The 19,974-nt window shown below is 67.0% G+C and carries 17 protein-coding genes; 11 read left to right on the top strand and 6 right to left on the bottom strand.

The genetic code is table 11. From position 1 onward, the window contains the following. Positions 1-58: 58 nt before the first annotated feature. The 4 genes from VEC01_RS19040 to VEC01_RS19025 all read left to right on the top strand — a co-directional run bounded on the left by VEC01_RS19040 (position 59) and on the right by VEC01_RS19025 (position 5,531). Positions 59-430 (top strand): hypothetical protein, encoded by a 372-nt coding sequence (locus VEC01_RS19040; protein ID WP_324902492.1) that lies wholly within the window; start codon positions 59-61, stop codon positions 428-430. Further along, complete coding sequence (locus tag VEC01_RS19035) at positions 427-1,980, top strand: M48 family metallopeptidase (protein WP_324902491.1); 1,554 nt, start codon at positions 427-429, stop codon at positions 1,978-1,980. Before VEC01_RS19040 ends, VEC01_RS19035 begins: the two co-directional genes overlap by 4 nt. Next, the gene (locus VEC01_RS19030) at positions 1,977-3,632 is read left to right on the top strand and encodes a CHASE2 domain-containing protein (RefSeq protein ID WP_324902490.1); all 1,656 of its coding nucleotides are present in this window, start codon (positions 1,977-1,979) and stop codon (positions 3,630-3,632) included. Before VEC01_RS19035 ends, VEC01_RS19030 begins: the two co-directional genes overlap by 4 nt. 66 nt (positions 3,633-3,698) lie before the next feature. Then, entirely contained in the window at positions 3,699-5,531 is a 1,833-nt protein-coding gene (locus VEC01_RS19025; protein ID WP_324902489.1) for a DUF4214 domain-containing protein, read from the top strand. Positions 5,532-5,644: 113 nt separating this feature from the next. On the opposite strand, the gene VEC01_RS19020 is transcribed toward VEC01_RS19025, so the two are convergent. Further along, positions 5,645-6,970: a TldD/PmbA family protein gene (locus VEC01_RS19020; RefSeq protein WP_324902488.1), complete on the bottom strand. Its 1,326-nt coding sequence runs from the start codon at positions 6,968-6,970 to the stop codon at positions 5,645-5,647. Next, positions 6,967-8,415: a TldD/PmbA family protein gene (locus VEC01_RS19015; RefSeq protein ID WP_414691475.1), complete on the bottom strand. Its 1,449-nt coding sequence runs from the start codon at positions 8,413-8,415 to the stop codon at positions 6,967-6,969. The genes VEC01_RS19020 and VEC01_RS19015 overlap by 4 nt, the downstream gene beginning before the upstream one ends. Positions 8,416-8,654: 239 nt before the next feature. Here VEC01_RS19015 and VEC01_RS19010 point away from each other — a divergent pair, with 239 nt between their 5' ends. The 6 genes from VEC01_RS19010 (at position 8,655) to VEC01_RS18985 (ending at position 15,153) form a co-directional block, all read left to right on the top strand. Next, positions 8,655-10,253, top strand: coding sequence for a gamma-glutamyltransferase family protein (locus VEC01_RS19010; RefSeq protein WP_324902486.1), 1,599 nt, complete (start codon positions 8,655-8,657; stop codon positions 10,251-10,253). A gap of 124 nt (positions 10,254-10,377) precedes the next feature. Beyond that, complete coding sequence (locus VEC01_RS19005) at positions 10,378-10,758, top strand: DUF2306 domain-containing protein (RefSeq protein ID WP_324902485.1); 381 nt, start codon at positions 10,378-10,380, stop codon at positions 10,756-10,758. A gap of 21 nt (positions 10,759-10,779) precedes the next feature. Beyond that, a complete protein-coding gene (locus VEC01_RS19000; RefSeq protein WP_324902484.1) occupies positions 10,780-11,049 on the top strand; it encodes a 2TM domain-containing protein in 270 nt (89 codons plus the stop codon). 7 nt (positions 11,050-11,056) lie between these two features. Next, complete coding sequence (locus VEC01_RS18995) at positions 11,057-12,133, top strand: sensor histidine kinase (protein WP_324902483.1); 1,077 nt, start codon at positions 11,057-11,059, stop codon at positions 12,131-12,133. After that, positions 12,130-12,924: a LytTR family DNA-binding domain-containing protein gene (locus VEC01_RS18990; protein WP_324902482.1), complete on the top strand. Its 795-nt coding sequence runs from the start codon at positions 12,130-12,132 to the stop codon at positions 12,922-12,924. Before VEC01_RS18995 ends, VEC01_RS18990 begins: the two co-directional genes overlap by 4 nt. A gap of 225 nt (positions 12,925-13,149) precedes the next feature. Then, positions 13,150-15,153: a methyl-accepting chemotaxis protein gene (locus tag VEC01_RS18985; RefSeq protein ID WP_324902481.1), complete on the top strand. Its 2,004-nt coding sequence runs from the start codon at positions 13,150-13,152 to the stop codon at positions 15,151-15,153. A 160-nt stretch (positions 15,154-15,313) separates the two neighbouring features. Here VEC01_RS18985 and VEC01_RS18980 read toward each other — a convergent pair whose 3' ends face one another. From VEC01_RS18980 to VEC01_RS18965, 4 genes are all read right to left on the bottom strand, one after another. Next, complete coding sequence (locus VEC01_RS18980; protein ID WP_324902480.1) at positions 15,314-16,300, bottom strand: hypothetical protein; 987 nt, start codon at positions 16,298-16,300, stop codon at positions 15,314-15,316. Positions 16,301-16,428: 128 nt separating this feature from the next. Beyond that, a complete protein-coding gene (locus VEC01_RS18975; RefSeq protein WP_324902479.1) occupies positions 16,429-17,337 on the bottom strand; it encodes a carbonic anhydrase family protein in 909 nt (302 codons plus the stop codon). A 229-nt stretch (positions 17,338-17,566) separates the two neighbouring features. After that, positions 17,567-17,986 (bottom strand): hypothetical protein, encoded by a 420-nt coding sequence (locus VEC01_RS18970; protein ID WP_324902478.1) that lies wholly within the window; start codon positions 17,984-17,986, stop codon positions 17,567-17,569. 430 nt (positions 17,987-18,416) lie between these two features. Next, complete coding sequence (locus tag VEC01_RS18965; RefSeq protein WP_324902477.1) at positions 18,417-19,493, bottom strand: DUF2157 domain-containing protein; 1,077 nt, start codon at positions 19,491-19,493, stop codon at positions 18,417-18,419. A 172-nt stretch (positions 19,494-19,665) separates the two neighbouring features. On the opposite strand from VEC01_RS18965, the gene VEC01_RS18960 reads away from it, so the two are divergent. After that, a partial coding sequence (locus VEC01_RS18960; protein WP_324902476.1) for a class I SAM-dependent methyltransferase occupies positions 19,666-19,974 on the top strand: 309 nt, incomplete at its 3' end.

Raw genomic sequence — 19,974 nt, 5'->3', positions numbered from 1 at the left:
CCACCCCTGTATTGATGCCTAGTCTAGCTCGTTTCCGTTCGACAACAAACTATCACTCATGAAACCCATCCTCGCACTTCTTGCGCTGGCTCTGTGCTGTGTTCCGCCCGCCTTCGCGCAGTCCGGCCCGAAGCAACTGGAAAGTGCCGCCGGCAAGCGGACCGCCGTCACCTCCTACGCCGATTCGGACGGCCGGCAGCCCGGGAAAAAACTGCCGGTCGCCGAGCTGGCCTTCCCGCTGCGCGTCTACGAGGAAACGCCGACCGGCATGGCTCGCATCCGGCACGGCGGCGAGGATTACTGGGTCGCGCTCGAGGACTTCAATTTCAACCTCGCGGTGCAGGCCGACTGCAACGTGGTATCGGTGAACGTGACCGCCGGCGCGACCCGCGGCGCCAATGAACGCTGCGTGGGAGTCAAGAGAAAATGACCCGGCATCGCTCCCTGCGCCGCGCCGCCCTCGCGGCGGCCCTGATCGCCGCCCATTTCGCCGCCGCTGCCCAGAGCGGCGAAGGGACGGAAAACAACAACCAGGGCGGCGGCTTTTCGCTGTTCTCCGGCATCGGCAAGAGCGTCGGCGGCCTGTTCGACGGCTCAGCCGACAAGCCGCTGCTGGCGAAGCTCACGCCCGGCCCCTATACCGCGTCGAACGAGGCGCTGGGCGACGAGCGCGACGTGGAATCGCGCCGGCTGGAAGAGTTCGGCCTGGTTCCCATCAAGGCGTACCAGGATTATGCGAACGGCGTCTACAACCGGCTCAAGGAGCTGTCCGGCGTGACCGGGCTGCCGGGCAGCGTCTACCTGCTCGCGACCAACGAACTGGCGGCGACTTCCTCGCCGGACGGCAATGTGTTCATCTCGATGGCATGGGTCAAGTCCATCGACAGCGAAGACGAACTGGCCGCCTTGCTGGCGCATGAACTGAGCCATGTGCTGCTGCACCATCACGACAGCACCTTCTTCAGCAATGCGCAAAAGCAGCTGCAATACGTGTTCAGCGCCGGTGCCGAGCTGAAAAGCAACCTCGACAAGGTGGCCGGCGGCCCCGGCGGCCTTTCCCAAGGCCAGGCAAAGTCGGTCTCGCGCATGCAGCTGCTGATCGGCCTTACCGATACGGTCATGCTGCCGGCATGGACGCGCGCGCAGGAAACGGACGCGGACCGCCTCGGCACCGACCTGCTGCGCAAGGCCGGCTATTCGTCATCGGGCATGTGGAACTTCCTGACCCGGGTCGAAAAGTGGGACAAGACGCAGGCCGAGCGGCGCAAGGAGCGCGAAGCGCAGATCCAGGGGGAAATGCAAACCCTGGTGAACAGCGGCAGCGTCGACGGCGCACTGAAGCTCGGGCTGAACGACAGCTTCAACGGCCTCAAGGAGTCGCTGTCGAGCAAGCATGAAGATGCCGAAAAGCGCAAGGACGAATTCACTGCCTACCGTGAAAAGCATCACGCCGACTGGCCGCGCGCCGTGATCCAGAAGGATGCGTACGACAGGATCCTGAAGGACCGCGCCGTCAAGCCCGTGCTGGACGCGTACGGCGAGACCATGACCGCGATGGAGCACATCGAGAAAGGCCGCTACGAGGAGGCCTACCGCCTGCTGCTGCCGATCACCAAGCCCGGCGCGCCGGGCGCTGCGCATGCGCTGCCGAACTTCGAACTCTACCTGGCCATGAAACAGCTGGGACGCAAGGAAGCGCAGGGCCAGCTGATGAAGAGCTACCGTGCAGCCGAACCGTCGTGGAAACCGTTTGCGGAAGCGATCAGGCAGGAAGCCGCGCAAGGCCGCCGCGCACAGGCGCTGGAGGTCGTTAAGGAGGCACGCGCGCGCTTCAAGGACGCGCCGGGGCTGACGCCGCGTCTGGTCGAAGTGTATGCGGAGCTGGGCTTCAATGAGGAGCTGCAGCAGGAAATGGTCACCTGCAACCTGGCCCACGTCACCTATCGCGAGCGCTGCCAGAAGGCGGCCAGGCGCAAATGACGCTGGAGCAGCAAGAACGCCAGCACCCCTACGAGCGCTATTCGGTCTTCGCCCGCGCGCTGCTGACGGTCGTGCTGTCGATCCTGGTGGGGCTGGCGCTGGCGCTGGCCACCAACGGCATGCCCGCGGCCGAAGCGGCCAAGCGGATGGCGGCGCGCGCCTACCTGCCGCTGCTGACTTCCGCCTATCCGACCGCCGGCCGTGACCGGATCACGGTGCTGGCGATCGACGACCTCGACCTGGAGCACCTGGGCCTGTCCTGGCCGGTGCCGATGGATTACTACCAGCGGCTGATCGACAAGCTCGTCAGCCTCAAGCCCAAGGCGGTGTTCATCGACATCCTGTTCCTGGATGACCGGCCGAAGCACCTGGTGGAGCGCTTCCGTTCCGCCGCCTGCGCCGCCCGCGATGCGGGCGTGCCGGTCTACATCGCGTCGCTCGAAGGCCAGCGGCGCGCGTCGCGCACCATGGAGCAGCTGGCCGAGCCCGACGCCGGCGGCAAGCCCTGCTTCCAGTTCGTCGCGCCCAACCTGCTGGACGATCACTTCGACCATTCGACCTGGGAATATCCGCTGCAGCCGGGCCTGCGCTCGCCCGCCCTGGCGCTCGCCTGCGACGTCGGGCAGGCATGCCCGAAACCGGAAGAGACGATGGCCCTGCTCTGGCCGGTCAACGGCCACCCGGTCAATCCGGAGCTCCACCTGCGCGAGAACGAGGACGGCGAACTGGAGCCGTCCTGCGTCAACCGGATCGGCTGGTACGACACGGTGCCGCTCTTGCCGCGCGTCGTGCGCAACTGGCTGCGCGGCGGCCCGCCGCAGACGATCTGCCCGTACAACCTGCAACTGCCGATCCGGGCACTGTCCGGCGTCGGCATGAGCGAGGCGGAACGCAGGGAAGCGATCGAAGGCAAGATCGTGCTGTTCGGCACCGCCTTCCAGAGCTCCGGCGACCGCGTCTCCTCGCCGCTCGGGCAAGACCTGATCGGCGTGCACGCGCACGCGATCGCGCTGGACAACCTGATCTCGCTGGAGGGCCAGTACCGCCGCAGCGGCGATTTCGAACTGGGTCGCATCACCTCGCCGGCCAGCCTGTTCACCATGAGCGCGCTGGCGCTGATCGCCGCCGGCAGCGTGCTCTGGCATTGCTTCACCTGGGGGACGAAGCGCGCCGGCGGTGCCGGTACGGGACAAGCACCTGCGCAGACGGGGTCGGTGGCGCAGTCGATCAATGCCAGGCTCGCGCGGTTCCTGCACCGGCCGCAACTCAACAGCACGCCCTGGACCCTGCGTGCCCCGGTGGTCGGGCTGCGCGTGCTGGTGATCCTGCCGCTGCTCGCACTCGGCCTCGGCCGCTGGCCGTTCCGCCCCGATCCGGACGCGCCGCCGCTGGCGCAACGCCTGCTGCGCGCGCTGCTCGCGGTGGCGCTGTTCCTGATCGGCATGCTGGCCGTGTTCTGGCTCGGCGACAGTTACTTCCAGGTCGGGCCGCTGGCCGTGATCGAGTATTTCCTGTTCCCGCTCGGCGTCGACTTCCTCGACCGCGGCAACTTCCTGGCCCGGCATGCCGCGGTGTTCATCGACGCCTGCCTCAAGCCCGACCCGGTCGGCGAGTTGCGCTACTGGATGCACAGCGAAAGCAACGACGGCTGACGGCTCCCGGTTGCGCTGCACGGCGCAGCCGGCCCGGGCCCCTTCCAACCATCCCGGTTTTAATAGATGCTCGACATTTCGCAAATCATCCCGATTACGGTGCCCTATACGGCGCTGCGCTCCGTTCTTCCGAGCGGGGACCCGGCCACCACCTTGCGCTGGAATTCGCAGCAGCCGCTCGGTACGCCGGTTTCGCTCACCTACTACTTCAGCGACTCGGGGCCGACCTATACGGAAACCAGCAACCTTTATTCGAATGCGTCGGCGTGGAGCTGGACTGCAAGCCAGAAAGCCTGCGTGGAAAGCGTGTTCGCCGCCTACGCCAAAGTCGCCAACCTGAGCTTTACGCCGGCAAGCAGCCAGGACAAGGCGGACATTTCGCTGTTCCTGTCGCGCCACATCAGCGCGGCCGGGTTCGCCTACTTCCCCGGCTCGTCGCAGACCAAGGGAAACAATGCGGGCGACGTGTTTCTCCATACTTCCTACTTTCCCGACGATGGTTCGAACGCCTACCTCGCATTCCACGAGATCGGCCACGCGCTGGGGCTGGACCATGCGTACGAAAGCGGCGCCAAACCATCGATCGAAAGCTTCGGCCTGACCCCGAGCCGCCTGTTTTCGGTGGTTGACTACAGCATGCTGGAAAACCCGTATTACCTGCGTTCGGACGGCGCACTGACCACCCTGTTCAACCCGGACATGCCGATGCTGCTCGACATTGCCGCGTTGCAAGCGCTGTATGGCGCGAACAGCGCGACCGCTGCCGGCGACGACGTGTACCGCTTCGACGTCGACCCGAATTTTTTCAAGACCCTCTGGGACGGCGGCGGCCATGACCTGATCGACCTGTCGAACCAGGTGAATCCCTGCCTGTTGTCGCTGGAGCCCGGCACCTACAGCACCGTCGCCTACCGCGACCCGAGAGCCGGCCTGTCCGCACACCTCGCGTCCTGGCTCACCGAGCAGAATGTCATCAATGATCTCGACGACGGCGCGAACCGGCTCACGATCGCATTCGGCGCCGTGATCGAGGATGCGGTCGGTTCCGCCGCATCGGACATCATTTCCGGCAACGCCGCGGCCAACAGCCTGAAGGGAGGCGGCGGCAACGACCTGCTGACGGGGGCCGCCGGCAACGACACGATCGACGGCGGCGACGGGACCGATACCGCCCGCTTCAGCGGCACGCTCGCGAAGTATGCGATTGCGAAGAACGGCAACGGCTATGTGGTGACCGACAAGACCGGCAGCGAAGGCACGGACAAGCTGTCCGGGATCGAATGCCTGAAATTTTCGGACAAGAGCTTGAATCTCACCGTGCAGGACAGCGCACGATCGATCGGCGCCGGCGACCTTCAGCGCCTGGAAGAACTGTACATCGCCTTCTTCAACCGGGTGCCGGATGCCGACGGGCTGCAATACTGGATCGGGCAGTTCAAGGCAGGCGTGACGCTGGACCAGATTGCAGACGCCTTTTACGCGGCCGGCGTGCAGAATGCCAGCGTGACAGGTTTTTCCGCGGGCATGACCAATACCGATTTCATCCAAGTCGTCTACAAGAACGTGCTCGGACGCAGCGCCGGCGCCGATGCGGAAGGGCTCGCGTTCTGGAAATCCCTGCTGGAAAGCGGCAAGGCATCGCGCGGCTCGCTGGTGACGGACATCCTCGATTCCGCGCATACCTTCAAGGGCCATGCGACCTATGGCTGGGTTGCCGACCTGCTCGACAACAAGATCGCGGTGGCCGACAAGGTTGCGGTTGACTGGGGAATCAATTTCAGCACGGCGGCCGAGTCGATCACCCAGGGCGCGCAAATCGCGGCGGCGGTCACCGCGACGTCGACGTCGGCAGCGCTAGGCCTGGTCGGCGTGTCGGCGGCCGACCTTGGCCTTGGTTGAGCTGCCGGAACGCAAGCGAAACCCGCCGTGCGCTCCAGATTCGGGGATAGCGGGTTCGCGTTGCTCTACCTCGGCCGCCCCGCCTCCCTCAGCTAATTCATCGGGTCGGTCTGCTAGAGCACGAACACGAAATCCTCGACCAGCGCGCCAGGCACCAGCGCGCTCGCGGTGCTGCGCGCGCCGTAGGTATCGGTATCGATCAGCATTTCCCGCTCGCGCGTGAGGCCGCGCAGCTTGTCCCCGAACAGCCGGAACAGCGAGTCGTCGAAGCGCATCACGTTCAGCGGCGCCTTGATCCGGCCGCCCTCCACCCAGAAGGTTGCGAACCGGGTCATGCCGGTGATGCGCGCATTGGCGCGGTCGGAGAAATTCAGGTACCAGAGATTGCCGATGAAGATGCCGGTGTCGAGCTCGGCCAGCACGTCTGCCAGCGGCAGGGTGCCGGCGCCCAGCTCGAGCGAGGCCATGCCCTCGCCCGCATCCGCGCCGTTGGTCGCGATGCCGTATTCCTTCGCGGTGCGCGGCGACACCAGGCTGCCGGCCAGCCGCCCGGATTCGATCAGCGGCACGCGCGCCGGCTTGATGAAGCCGTCGCCCTGGAAGCCCGGCGCCAGGCCGGCTTCGGTATGCTCGGCCAGGGTCACCGCCGGGCTCAGCGCGAGCCCTTCCTCGCGCATGCGGCGCAACGGGCTCTGCTTCGTGCGCAAGGCTTTTTCCGACACGCCGCCCCAGTTCAGCATGCCGAGCATTTCGTTCAGCGCGGCGGGCGCCAGGTAGGCCCGGTAGCTGCCGGGAGCCAGCGTGACCGGCTCGCGCTGCAGGATCTCCAGCTGCGCGGCGGCGTCGGCGAATTTCGCGGAGAATGCCGGGTCGTCCCACTCGAAACCGGCATAGGTCGTCTTCACCGCCTTGTCGCGGCTGTGATACAGGCTCCAGTCGAAGTTGAAGCTGGCCGTTTCATGCCAGTTGCGCTGGCCGGCGGAATCGGCAAAGCCGCGGTAGACCGGCCCGGCCGCCAGGATGCCGACCAGGTCGAGCCCGCGCGCGGCCTGCAGCACCGTGTCGACGATCCGCGCGCTTTCAGGCAGGCGCGACGGCAGGATGCGCTCGGTCGAACGCACCGCGTCCGGCCGCAGCAGGTGCGGGTCTTCAGGCAGGTCGGCAAGCTGGCTGCGCAGCACGCCGAGCATCCGCTCGAGGTCGGCGCGGTCCGCCTCGGCATTCCCGGCAAGCATGAGTCCGGCTTCGGCCTGCCGGCCGTCCCGGATCAATCCGAGCGACAAATGGATCTGGCGCACATGCCCCGCCTGCCGGACCGCGCTGCGGTTGAAGCGCACGAAATCGGAATCCTCCGCCGCCAGCCGGCAGCGCCAGGCTTCGCCCGCCTGCAGGCGGTGATCGAGCCAGGCGGCGAGGTCGTGGAAATACTGCCGCATCATTCGCCTCCGAACACGTCGACGCCGGAAAACAGGCAGGCGGGCGACGCATGGCCGACCCGGATCACCTGCGACGGCTCGCCCTTGCCGCAGAACGGCGTGCCCATCACGCTGAAGGTGGAGCGGTCGCCGACCGCCTTGAGCGCGCGCCAGAAGGTGGCGGAGATGCCGCGGTAATTCGGGTTCTTCACCATGCCCTTGCGTTCGCCGTCCTCGATCAGATATCCGACCTCGCAGCCGAACTGGAACTTGTTGCGCGAATCGTCGATCGACCAGGAAACATTGGTGTCCATCAGCACGCCGCGCTCGACCGAGCGGATCATGTCGTCCAGCGACGAGTCGCCCGGTTCGATGTTGAGGTTGGCCATGCGGTCGATCGGCGCGCGGTTCCAGCTGCTGGCGCGCGCATTGGCCACGCCCTGCATGCCGCTGCGCGCCTGCGACACCGCGCTGCCCAGCGGCCGCTCCAGAATGCCGTCGCGGATCAGGTAGCTGCGTTCGGCGCGGCTGCCTTCATCGTCCCAGCCGTAGCTGGCGAACTGTTCCGGCCGCTCCGGGTCGTGGGTGACGTTGAGCAGTTCCGAGCCGTAACGGTAATGGCCGAACATGTCGAGCGTGACGAAGCTGGTGCCGGCGAAGTTGCGCTCGTCGCCAAGGATGCGGTCGAGTTCGAGCGGATGGCCGATCGACTCGTGAATCTGCAGCATCATCTGTTCCGGCATCAGCAGCAGGTCCATGGTACCGCTCGGGCAGTTCGGCGCGGCCAGCAGTTCCAGCGCCTGCGCGGCGATGCGGCTGCCGGCGCCGTGGAAGCCGGCCTGCTCCAGCACCTCGAAACCGCCCTGCCGGCAATAGCCGTTGTACTGGCCGCCGAGGCTGCGCGTCTGGGTGTCCGTGCCGTGGCTGGCGGTGACGGCAAGATTCGGGATCAGGTACTGGAACTGTTGTTCGAGGTCGGCGCCGTCGGCCGTCAGGTAGCGCTGCGACGTCTTCACCTGCCACACCGATGCCTGCCAGTCGACCACCCGGGGGTCGATGCGGCAGGCCGCGGATTCGCGCAGCAGCAGCTCGATCAGCTGCGCGCGCGACGGCGCCGGGCGCGACGGCGCGGGCGACGCATAGCTGCCGCGCTCGCGCGCCGGCTCGACCCGGCTGTAATCCACCAGCGCGCGCCGTGCGCTGGCATCGGCCCAGCCGCAGGCGCGCGCCAGCGCCTCCTTCAGCCCGGCAGCGGACAGGTCGCTGGTCGCCGCGTAACCGCAGCCGCCGCCGCGCACCACGGTGACCATGGCGCCGCGGTCGATGTCGGCCGACGGCGGCTGCAGCACGTCCTGGCGCACCGCGAGCTGCTCGCTGGTTTCCTCGACAAAGCGCAGGGAACAGAAATCCGCTGCCGGCGCCAGCTGGCGGAACAGGGTTCGGAGGGAATCGGACAAAACCTGCCTCATCGAAATGGTGGAAACAGTACAGAGACTACGCCGCGCGCATATCGTTCATTGCCTTGCATCACGTGTTCCCTGGCAAGGAAAACATGCAGCGCATGATAATTTGCAAATCTTCCGGCGCATGCGCGCTGCGGATGCGCCTGTTGCCAGTAGAATCATTTTCCGGCCCCGGCATGCCGCACTGCCGGCAACCGGGTCCGCCGCACCTGCGGCAATCCATTGTCCCCGCGAGACGAAGCGCCATGGCCGACTTCAACTGGAGCAACCCCTACCCTAGCACGCGCGCGCCGCTGTTGGCACGCAACGTCGTTTCGACCTCGCATCCGCTTGCCGCGCAGGCCGGCCTGCGCATGCTGCTCAAAGGCGGCAACGCGGTCGACGCGGCGGTGGCCGCAGCCGCCGCACTGACCGTGGTGGAGCCGGTGGCGAACGGCCTGGGCGGCGATGCGTTCGCGCTGCTGTGGGACGGACAGCAGCTGCATGGCTTGAATGCATCCGGGCCGGCGCCCCGGGCATGGACGCCGGAATATTTCGCAAACAGGCATGGCGGCAAGATCCCGGCGCGCGGCTGGGATGCGGTGACGGTGCCCGGCATGGTGGCCGGCTGGGTCGAGCTTGCCGAGAAATTCGGCCGGCTGCCGTTCGCCGAGCTGTTCGAGCCGGCGATCGACCTGGCCGAGCGCGGCCACATGGTGGCGCCGACCGTGCAGCGGCGCTGGGCAGCCGCGGCGCCGGCACTGCAGGACCAGCCCGGCTTCGCGCGCGCCTTCCTGCCCGGCGGCCGCGTGCCGCAGGCGGGCGAGAACTTCGTTTTTGCCGATGCCGCGCATACCCTGATCCGGATCGCGGAAAGCCACGGCGAGGCGTTCTACCGGGGCGAACTGGCCGAGGCGATGGCGCTGCATGCGAAACACTGCGGCGCCGCGCTCACCGCCGACGACCTGGCCGGCTTCGCGCCGGAATGGGTGGCCCCGATCCGGAAAGACTATGCCGGTCATACGGTGCATGAACTCCCGCCGAACGGCCAGGGCATCGCCGCGCTGATCGCGCTGGGCATCCTGGCGCACCTGGACGTGGCGCGCTTCCCGCCCGATTCCGCCGACAGCCTGCACCTGCAGATCGAAGCGATCAAGCTGGCCTTCGCCGATACCTACCGCTGGGTCGCCGACAGCGGATCGATGAGCCGGGTCGGCGCGCAAGACCTGCTGGACGACGATTACCTGAAGCAGCGGGCGCAGCTGGTCGACCCGCGCCGCGCCGGCGACTACGGCCACGGCACGCCGCCGGGCGGCGGCACCGTCTACCTCGCCGCCGCCGACGAGAACGGCATGATGATCAGCTTCATCCAGTCGAATTTCGGCGGTTTCGGTTCCGGCGTGGTGGTGCCCGAGACCGGGATCAGCCTGCACAACCGCGGCGCCGGCTTTTCGCTCGATCCGGCCCATCCGAACTGCGTGTCGCCCGGCAAGCGGCCGTTCCATACCCTGATCCCCGGCTTCCTGACCCGCGACGGCATGGCGCAGATGTGTTTCGGCGTGATGGGCGCCAACATGCAGCCGCAGGGGCACCTGCAGGCGCTGGTGCGCATGCTGGACTACGGCCAGCAGCCGCAGGCCGCCTGCGACGCGCCGCGCTGGCGGGTGCGGGAAGGCTTCGGGCTCGACCTGGAGCGCGGCGTCGCGCCGGACGTCGCGGCCGAGCTCGCCGCGCGCGGCCATGCGGTCAATACCGATACCGACAGCACCCGGGATTTCGGCGCCGGCCAGTTCATCTGGAAGACCGCCGGCGGCTATATCGCGGCCAGCGACGCCCGCCGCGACGGGCAGGCGGTCGGCTTCTGACGCCGTTCGCTCCCGAAAACCCGCGTTTTGCTCCCGTTCGGCGCAGTTCGTCGCATTCCGGTGTTTCTTCGGCGCCCGAGCGGCAATAATGCCTCCATCGAATCCGTTGTCGCTGGAGGCCATCATGGAATTCACGCCGCTCATCCTGATCCACATCGCCACCGCCGCCGGCGCGCTGGTATCCGGCGCCGTCACCCTCGGCATGCGCAAGGGCACCCGCACGCACCGCATCTTCGGCCGCACCTGGGTGCTGCTGATGGCCGCCACCCTGCTGGTGTCGTTCGGCATCCGTACTTCCGGGCATTTTTCCTGGATCCACCTGCTGTCGGCCGGCACCCTGGTGGCGCTGGCGGCATCGATTTACGCGGTCCTGCACGGCAACATCCGCGCGCACCGCAGGGGCATGGTCTCTGCATACATCGGCCTGGCGGTCGCCGGCGCGTTCACGCTGCTGCCCGGACGCTCCCTCGGCGGCCTGCTGTGGCAGGCGGTCGGCGTCATCTGAATTCACACGAAGGAGAACATCATGGACAATACCGAGGCTTACCGCGATGCAAAGCGCCATGTGGAACGCAAGGTCGGTTTTTTCATCCATCTCGCGGTGTACCTGGTGGTGAACGCGGGCCTGATCCTGTTCAACCTTCTGGCGGTGCCGGGCAAGGTATGGGCGGTATGGCCGCTGCTCGGCTGGGGCATCGGCCTGCTGTTCCACGGGCTGGCGGTGTTCCTGTATGCGCCGGGAGCGGCGTGGAAGGAACGCATGATCGACAATGAAATGAAGAAACGCGAACGATAACAACAACATGAACACCGCCCTGCCCGTCTCCGCCGCGCCCTATCCGCGCCTGCGCCGCTTCGCGATCGATTTCCTCATCACGCAGGTGTTCAACCTGATCATCGCGGTACTGATCACCTACGTGGTGCGCGCGCACGATTCCTTTTTCACCAACCTCGTGATTTCGGTGTGCATCGGTTCGCTCGCGGTCACCTTCATCGACGGCGGCCGGCTGCTGCTCTGGCGCGAAGACCGGCCGCCGCGCGTGCCGTTCGCGCTGCTGGTGCTGGCATCGTTCGCCGCAGCCCAGTTCTTCGGCAAGATCATCGCGTCGCAACTGCTGGATATTCCGCTGACGGAATTCTCGACGGTGCGCGGCGGCAACGCGGCGGCGATGCTGATCGGGTCGACCTTCACCTTCGCCTTCATCATCTGGTTCTTCTGGAGCCGCGCCCGCATGGCTTACCTGAGCGCCGCCGCGGAAGCGGAAAAGGCGCGCGCGGCCGCGGTCGAGCGCCAGGCGATGCAGGCGCAACTGCAGATGCTGCAGGCGCAGATCGAGCCGCACATGCTGTTCAACACGCTGGCCAACCTGCAGGGCCTGATCGCGGTCGATCCGGCGCGCGCGCAGCGCATGCTGGAGCAGCTGATCCAGTACCTGCGCGCCACCCTGTCGTCGTCGCGCGCGGAGCAGGTGCCGCTGGCGCACGAGTTCTCGCTGATGGACGCCTATCTCGGCCTGATGAAGGTGCGCATGGGGTCCCGGCTCGCCTACACGCTCGACCTGCCGCCGGCGCTGAAGGACCTGCAGGTACCGCCGATGCTGCTGCAGCCGCTGGCGGAAAACGCGATCAAGCACGGCCTCGAACCGAAGGTCGAAGGCGGCAGCATCACGGTGCGCGCGGAACGGCGCGGCGACGCGCTGCTGCTGACCGTGGCCGATACCGGGCTCGGCCTCGACGGCGCCCCCGCCAGCGACGGCACCCGCGTCGGCCTGTCCAACATCCGCGAACGCCTGCAGGCGTTGTACGGCGTACGCGGCGGGTTTTCCCTCCTTCCCAACACGCCGAACGGCGTCATTGCCCAGATCACCATCCCGCTATGAACAAGATTCGCGCCCTCATTGCCGAAGACGAACCGATCCTCGCCCACACGCTGCTCTTGGCGCTGCAGCGGCTCTGGCCCGAGCTGCAGGTGGGCGGCGTGGTGGAAAACGGCATCGCCGCCGTGGCCGAGGCGCTGGCGCAGCGGCCGGATGTGCTGTTCCTCGACATCAAGATGCCCGGCAAGACCGGGCTGGAAGCGGCGCAGGAACTGGCGGAGGACTGGCCGGAAGACGTGCCCTTCCCGCTCGTGGTGTTCGTCACCGCCTACGACCAGTATGCGCTGCAGGCGTTCGACCAGGCGGCCGCCGACTACGTGCTCAAGCCGGTCAGCGACGAGCGCCTGGGGAAGACGGTGGAACGGCTCAAGGCCAGGCTGGCCGCGCATACCGAGCGCAACGCGGAGCTCGAGCGCATCGTCGGCCAGCTGCGTTCCCTGGTCCCGCACGCGCCGGCCGCTGGCGGCGAACGCCTGTCCGTCATCCGCGCCGCGGTCGGCAACCAGGTGCGCCTGATCCCGGTCGCCGAAGTCCTGTATTTCGAAGCCACCGACAAGTATGTGAACGTGGTGACCGCCGACAGCGAATCGCTGATCCGCACCAGCCTGCGCGAACTGCTGCCGCAGCTCGACTCCGAGCGTTTCTGGCAGGTGCACCGCGGCACCGTGGTCAACATCGGCGCGGTGCAGGCGGCGGTGCGCGACGAAGCCGGCAAGCTGTCGCTGAAACTGCGCGGGCGCCCGGAAAGCCTTCCTGTCAGCAGGGTTTTCGCCCACCTGTTCAGGCAGATGTAAATCCCCGCCGCCGCGGTTGCGCCGACCGCACCGACTAGTCCGGACTAAGCCTTAATGCTTATTGCAAGGCTATTTCCCCGCAGTTATAAATCTTCCTCGGCCTGAACGAGGAAGCTGCCGTCGCGCGCGCGTCGCGCGAGCTGCCCGCACGCCGCCATGACCGGCAACGCGGTCCTCGTCACGGAGCCGATTCCGGCCATACGCCCGACCGATAAGGACACCACCATGCACGCCCTGTTGAACCGTCTCCTGCTCTGGCATAAATTCGCGCTGATGGGCCTGTTCAGTTTCATCCTGATCGCGACGCCGCTCATCCTGTTCGTCAACGAAGCCAACAAATCCATCGACGCCGCTGAAGCCAAGGTGCAGGGCCTGGTGCCGTCGCGCGCGGTGCTGAAGGTGGTGATCCTGCTGCAGCAGCACCGCGGGCTGTCCGCGATGGCGCTGGCCGGCAACGACGCGGCGCAGGCCCAGCGCGCGGCCAAGCAGGATGAAGTCAACAAGGCGTTCCAGGCCGCCGACGCAGCCGTGCTGGAAGCGGCGGATGCGGCGATCGCCAGCCGCTGGCAGGAAGTGAAGAACCGCTGGTCGCCGCTGGCGGGCAAGGTGGCGCAGAAGGCGCTCTCCGGCAAGGAAAGCTTCGCCGAACACAGCTTCCTGATCGGCCACCTGATGAAGACCAGCGAGATGATCGGCGACCGCTTCGGGCTCCTGCTCGACACCCGCGCCGACAGCTACCACCTGGTCGACGCCGCGCTGGTGCAGTCGCCGGTGCTGATGGAGACGCTCGGGCGCATGCGCGGACGCGGTTCCTCGCTGCTGACCGAAAAGAACGCGAGCGCCGAAGACCGCGCGCTGATGATGTCCATGCTGGACAAGGCCAACGACCGCTATGACGAAATCGCCGCCGCGATCGAGAAGGCGGCCGCGGCCAATCCCGCGCTCAAGGACAAGCTGCTGCCGGCGCAGCAGGCGGCGCTGGCGGCCGGCAAGCAGGTGCTGCAGCTGACCCAGGACAAGATCGTCAAGGCCGAGCAGCTGGACTACGCCGGCCCCGACTACTTTGCGAAATCGACCGAGGCGATCGGCGCGCAGCTGAAGTTCTACGACCTGGCGTCCGACACGCTGGAAAAGACGCTGCAGGAACGCCGCTCCGCGCTCACGTCCACCAAGTACCTGCTGATCGGCATCGTGCTGCTGCTGTCGGCGGTGATCGGCGTGATCGGCCTGTTCGTCAGCCGCTCGGTCACCGTGCCGATCGCGGAAGCGGTGGCGGTCGCGCGCCGTGTTGCTTCCGGCGACCTCGGCGCGCACATCGACGTGCGGCACGGCGGCGAGGCCGGCCAGCTGCTGCAGGCGCTGCAGGACATGAACAACGGGCTGGTGCGCATCGTGACCGAGGTGCGCAGCGGCACCGATACCATCGCCACCGCGTCCGACCAGATTGCGGCGGGCAACATCGATCTCTCCTCGCGCACCGAGGAGCAGGCCGGCTCGCTGGAAGAAACCACGTCGTCGATCGGCGAGATGGCCGGCACGGTGCGCAAGAATGCCGAAAACGCGCGCCAGGCAAACGTGCTGGCGCATGCGGCCGCCGACGTCGCCGTGCGCGGCGGCGCGATGGTCACGCATGTGGTCAACACGATGAGCACGATCAACGATTCCTCCAAGCGCATCTTCGACATCGTCAGCGTGATCGACAGCATCGCGTTCCAGACCAATATCCTGGCGCTGAACGCAGCGGTCGAGGCGGCCCGTGCCGGCGAGCAGGGCAAGGGCTTCGCGGTGGTCGCGACCGAAGTGCGCAACCTGGCGCAGCGTTCTTCCGCGGCGGCGAAGGAAATCTCGGAGCTGATCAACGATTCCGTGGCCAAGGTCGATGCGGGCGCGCAATTGGCGACCGAAACCGGCGCCACGATGGAAGAGATCGTCGCGAGCATCAAGCGCGTGGCCGGCATCGTCGAGGAGATCGCCATCGCCAGCAGCGATCAGAGCGCGGGCATCGAGCAGGTGAATGAAGCGATGATGCAGATGGACAAGGTGACGCAGCAGAACGCGGCGCTGGTGGAAGAAGCGGCGGCCGCCGCCGAAGCGCTGCAGGAACAGGCGCAAAGCCTGGCCGAGGTGGTCAGCGTGTTCCGGCTGCAGGATCCGTCGTCCTATACGGGCACGCCGGCGCCCGCCGCACGGCAGACGGCAGCCTTGGGCGCGCCGCGCCTCGCCGCTTAGTCCGGTCAGTTCTGCAGGGGATAGTAGTTGTAGGTTGTGTGGGGCCGCCGAGGTAGAGCGAAGCGAAACCCACCGTTTTGACTAGGCCCATCGAGGCGCATGGTGGGTTTCGCTTCGCTCTACCCACCCTACCATCCTTTACATTTATCTGGACGGCCTACTAGTCCAGGCTGCGATCGAAGAAATCGACCACTTCGCGCTCCAACCGCCGGTGGAATGCCGCGCGGTCGAAGCCGGCCGGGTCGCTCCCGGGATCGCCGGCGTCGGATGCGATGGGAAAACTGGTGCGCGCCATGAACGCGAAGTGGCCCGCGCCGGCGACTTCCTCGAAGCGCACGCCCGGAATCGCGCGCAGCCGCTCGCCATGGTATTTCCCCTTGAGCACTTCATCGTGCTGCGCGGTGTAGACCTGCACCGGCAGCTTCATGTTTTCCAGCGATGCCTGCGTGAAGACCACCGCCAGCGGCGCCATCGCGACCACCGCGCGGATGCGCGCATCCGCCGCGCTGACATCCACGGCTGCCGGCGCCGCCGCCCGCTGCTTCGCGTTTTCACCGCCGAGGCTGCAGAACTTCGCATCGTCGGCCGGCGGCCTGCAATGCGTCGCCAGCACGGACGGATCGGCAATGCCGCCCGCCAGCGCCAGCACGGTGTAGCCGCCGGCGGAATGGCCGAGCGCGCCGATGCGGCCCGCCGGGATCCGGTCCTTCCATTCCGGGTGCGCCAGCAGCGCGTCGAGCACGCGCGACGCCTGCTTCGGCCGTTCGCTAAAGTACGCCGCGGTCGCCGAAAGCGAACGGTCGCGATAGTTGTCGCGCGGATGCTGCAGCGCCGCCACCAAATAACCATGCCGCGCGAGCCCCTGCGCGAGATTGTGATGCCCGAGCTCGCTGCCGCCGGTGCCGTGCGACAGCAGGATCAGGCCCTTGACCGCCGACGCCGGCAGCGCCTGCATCGCCACCTCCGGGGTGAACGGTCCCATCGGGATGTCCCGCGCCGGTGCCTGCGTCGGATAGAACAGCGATACCGGGACGGGTTCCTCGCCCGGCAGGGTCAGCATGCGCAGACCCGCCTGGAAATCCTGCGCATGGGCGGCGGCGGCGGCCAGCAGGCCGGCAAACAGTGCGACGACGGTGGTTTTTTTCATGGACATCCTCCTAGTTGAACACGGGGAGGATTGTGGCCGGCGCTTGCCGGAGGGTCACGCGCAATGCGACGAAGCGCGGAAAACGCGGCGCGGGACGCCGCCAACGGGCGTCGGGCGTCAACGTGCGTTCAGTTGGATTCCTTGATCAGCCGTCCCGCCAGCGCCTGCACCGGCCGCGCATTCATCGGATACAGCCGAGCGAAGATGTCGAGCTGCTGCGGCGACGCCTGGATCGGTTCCTTCATCACGATCCACAGCACGCCCTCGGTGCACGGCGGCGTAGTCATGGAGCCCATGAAGGTGTAGTAATCGCGCCGGGCCGGCAGCATCAGCGCCGGGTCGAAGGTCGTGACCGGCACCACCGGTTCGTGCTTTTCCAGCGGCAGGTTGTTCCACACCGCCTGGATGCCGGCATGCTGCGTGCCGCCTTCGATCAGCACCGCGACCACCGCCAGCCTGCCCTCGTCGTCCTTGTGCACCAGGTGCGCGACCATGTCGAATGCGCGGCCGTTCACCTTTTCCTCGGACGGGCGGTGGAAGTGGAACTGCTGCAGCTCGTAGCTGCGGCCGGTGAGCGTGATGCGGTTGCCGGGCGCCACGTCGACCTGCACGGTGTGGCCGTTGTTGAGCACGTTGAAGGCCGATGCCTGGTAGTCGAACGCGACCGGTTCCAGGTCCACCCGGATGCCGTCGCGGATGTCGATCGGCGCCTGGCGGTTGCCGGAATCGCATTTCGCCCAGGCCGGATTGATCTTGCCCCAGCGCAGCGGTCCGGCCTCGCCTTCATAGCTCCAGTGATTGGAGGCATGCCTGCCGGCCGGCGGCGATTCCGCTGCCTTCGCGGCGGCCGCCTTCGCCCGGGCGCGGCGCATCGCTTCCAGGCGCAGCTTCACCAGCGCGGCCACCTCGGCGTCGGTGAGCGGCCGGCGCGCCTCCTTCGGCGGCTCCTTCTTCGGCTCTTCCTTGGGCGCGGAAACCAGCACGCGGCTGCCGGCACGCCGTTCCGGTTCTTTCGCAAGGACGGTCGTGGCGAGCATGCTCGCGCATGCAATTAAGCTAATGGAGATACGCATGGAATGGGCACCGTGAAGTCAGGCAGGCATTGCGACCAGGAAATATTCTACCTGACTTGCCGCGGCCCCCGGCGCTTCCTTTGCGCCGTCGCGACAGGTAATGCATTACCGGCAAGCCGTGCCGGTGCCGGCTTCAGCGGCAGCAGCGCATCGGGATCAGAACGACAAACGGGAACGGGAAGCGGCGCGGCACTCAGGCCGATACCTGCTGCAGCGCCACCACCGCCAGCGGCAGCGATGCCATGATCACCGCCGACAGCACGCGCAGGCGGCCGCCGAAGCCGCGGCGGCGGAACCAGGCCGCCAGTCCGAGGCCGACGACGATGTAGCCGGCGGCGAACAAGACCAGCGCCGCATTGCCCGCCGCATCCATGAAGCGGCTCGCGAACAGCACCCCGAACAGCGAAGCGGTCACCACCGCCAGGAATGCGGCGGCGTAGGACAGCGCCGCGTTCAGGCGGGAATAGGCGTTTGCCTGCGTCTGCGCCACCAGCGCCTGTCGCTGCGCCCGTATGTCGCGCTGCAGGAGGAACACCAGCAGCGGATCGATCTGCCGGTATTGCAGGAGACCCGCTGCGGCGGCCGCCACCAGGTCTTCGCGTCTAATCGTCATGCACAGCTCCTTCCGTTATCGTCGTTGGAGCGGCTCTGCCATCGTTACCCGTCGAAACCGTTCCAGAGCCGGATGGCGTGCCTTGCTCCCCAGCAGGCGCACACAGAAACGGTTTCCCGCAGCACGCGGAAATGCAATGCCCGTCCCGCGCCGCGGTCGGGCGGTGCGGGTCGTGGTGCGTGTATTACCGGATGCGGGCAAGGCACTGCGCCGGGCGCAGCGGCCCTGCCTGATGCTTGTTATGGATGTCCTTGCGGACGTGTGGAAGACCCCACACGCGTATTTAATCGGCTCCGCATGCGGCGACGTAGAGATAGATCAATCGCGGACCGCCGATTGCCACAACTCTTATACGATGTCAAATACAGATCATCGATAGATGAATTGCAGGAAATCGGCATGCCGCCGCTTTGCCGACGGACATGCCCGCTCACCCGGGGCGGCGCGCCTCCAGCAACTCGCGCACCGCGCCGGGCAGCACCGAGCGCAAGCGGCCGGCGATCGCTGCTTCATGCCGGCTCCACCACAGCCCGATGCCGATCAGGCCGAAGCCGAGCAGCGTCAGCACCAGCACGAACGCAATGCTGTCCTTGAACAGGTTCCATGACAGGTCGCCCAGCACCAGCGCGATCCCGAGCCCGCCGAACACCGCGAACACGCGCCGGCCCAGCACCGCGCCGGCGAACACCAGCAGGAAATTGATCGCGAGATAAACCAGCTTGCCCGACAGCGCGCCGCTGCCCATCGCGCTCAGCGCGCCCCAGAACGACAGCAGGCCGAACAGGTAGAGCCAGTACGCGTAATCCTTGCCGTGGCGCGAACGCAGATCCACGAAGAAAGCCAGCAGCAGCATCAGCATGCCGAACAGCAGCGCGATCCGCTTGCGCAATGCCCACGCTTCCTGCCCCCAGGCATCGCCCTGCAGCAGCAACGCGGGCACGATATCCATGCCCATGTACCAGAGCGTGAGCGCGACCGGCATCATCAGGAACGGATAGCGGAAGCGCCACAGCAGCGCCGCGCCGGCCGCCAGCGTGGCCAGCTCCATCAGCAGCCAGCGCCAGTCGACATGGCGGTGATAGTCGCGGTAGTGCTGCGCCTGCGCGCCGTCCTGCCAGAAGCCGAGCAGATGCTGCAGGGCATACACCGCCAGCGGCACCAGCGCGATCGCGAGCGTGGCGAAGATGCCCGCCGGGATGCCGAAGCCGTGCTTCTCCAGCTTCGTGGCAATGCCGAGCGCCGCCGCCGCGTACAGCAGCGACAGTACCAGCAGCGCGCCCATGCCCGCCGCCTCCACCGCGATGGTGGCAAACAGCGATGCGGCGCCGATCGCAAGCATGCCGCCCAGGTAATACAGCACGTGCGTGCCGGAAAAACGCGCCCCACCCTGCTTCGGCGACTGCGCATCGCGCTGTGCGAGGAAGGCCAGCAGGCCGTCGATCTCCGCCGGATTCAGCACGCCGGCGTCGGCGGCCGCCTGCAGGTCTTCGCGTTTGACCATCATCATCTGCTCCTTTGTTGTCTGCTGCGTACCCCGCGTACCTTACCCGGGGGGCGCGGGAACGTGCACTGCCGGCGCAAGAGCGTAGCGCGACGATACGTCCGGTCTTGCCTGCCGATACCGCGCCCGCGGCGATCTGCGGTATCGTTGCGGCTGTCGCATCAATCGGGAAAAATACATGCAGCAGGACCGCTGGCTGGAACGCTGGGTGGAAACAATACGGCGGCAGGCGCCCGAGCCGGCCCTCCTCGAGCTCGGCTGCGGCCCGGGCGAGGACACCGCCTTCCTCGCGGCGAAAGGCTTTGTGCGGATCACCGCCACCGACCTGTCGGCGCAGGCGCTCGCAGCCTGCGCGCGACGTGCGCCGGGCGCGCGGCAAGTCTGCCACGACCTGCGCGAGCCGCTGCCGTTCGCGGACGGCCGTTTCGACGCGGTGCTGGCGAGCCTGTGCCTGCATTACTTCGAATGGGACCAGACCGAAGCCATC

The organism is Noviherbaspirillum sp. (assembly GCF_035627455.1).
GTDB lineage: Bacteria > Pseudomonadota > Gammaproteobacteria > Burkholderiales > Burkholderiaceae_D > Noviherbaspirillum.
Note: the sequence above shows the minus strand (reverse complement) of the source record. Positions and strands in the feature narration are given on the sequence as shown.

Bases quoted from the DNA above. Each gene is read 5' to 3' on its own strand.
- VEC01_RS18975 (WP_324902479.1), bottom strand. From the start codon at position 17,337: ATGCTCGCCACGACCGTCCTTGCGAAAGAACCGGAACGGCGTGCCGGC.
- VEC01_RS19025 (WP_324902489.1), top strand. From the start codon at position 3,699: ATGCTCGACATTTCGCAAATCATCCCGATTACGGTGCCCTATACGGCG.
- VEC01_RS19010 (WP_324902486.1), top strand. From the start codon at position 8,655: ATGGCCGACTTCAACTGGAGCAACCCCTACCCTAGCACGCGCGCGCCG.
- VEC01_RS19040 (WP_324902492.1), top strand. From the start codon at position 59: ATGAAACCCATCCTCGCACTTCTTGCGCTGGCTCTGTGCTGTGTTCCG.
- VEC01_RS19030 (WP_324902490.1), top strand. From the start codon at position 1,977: ATGACGCTGGAGCAGCAAGAACGCCAGCACCCCTACGAGCGCTATTCG.
- VEC01_RS18970 (WP_324902478.1), bottom strand. From the start codon at position 17,986: ATGACGATTAGACGCGAAGACCTGGTGGCGGCCGCCGCAGCGGGTCTC.
- VEC01_RS19015 (WP_414691475.1), bottom strand. From the start codon at position 8,415: ATGAGGCAGGTTTTGTCCGATTCCCTCCGAACCCTGTTCCGCCAGCTG.
- VEC01_RS18985 (WP_324902481.1), top strand. From the start codon at position 13,150: ATGCACGCCCTGTTGAACCGTCTCCTGCTCTGGCATAAATTCGCGCTG.
- VEC01_RS18980 (WP_324902480.1), bottom strand. From the start codon at position 16,300: ATGAAAAAAACCACCGTCGTCGCACTGTTTGCCGGCCTGCTGGCCGCC.
- VEC01_RS19035 (WP_324902491.1), top strand. From the start codon at position 427: ATGACCCGGCATCGCTCCCTGCGCCGCGCCGCCCTCGCGGCGGCCCTG.
- VEC01_RS19020 (WP_324902488.1), bottom strand. From the start codon at position 6,970: ATGATGCGGCAGTATTTCCACGACCTCGCCGCCTGGCTCGATCACCGC.
- VEC01_RS18990 (WP_324902482.1), top strand. From the start codon at position 12,130: ATGAACAAGATTCGCGCCCTCATTGCCGAAGACGAACCGATCCTCGCC.
- VEC01_RS19000 (WP_324902484.1), top strand. From the start codon at position 10,780: ATGGACAATACCGAGGCTTACCGCGATGCAAAGCGCCATGTGGAACGC.
- VEC01_RS18965 (WP_324902477.1), bottom strand. From the start codon at position 19,493: ATGATGATGGTCAAACGCGAAGACCTGCAGGCGGCCGCCGACGCCGGC.
- VEC01_RS18995 (WP_324902483.1), top strand. From the start codon at position 11,057: ATGAACACCGCCCTGCCCGTCTCCGCCGCGCCCTATCCGCGCCTGCGC.
- VEC01_RS19005 (WP_324902485.1), top strand. From the start codon at position 10,378: ATGGAATTCACGCCGCTCATCCTGATCCACATCGCCACCGCCGCCGGC.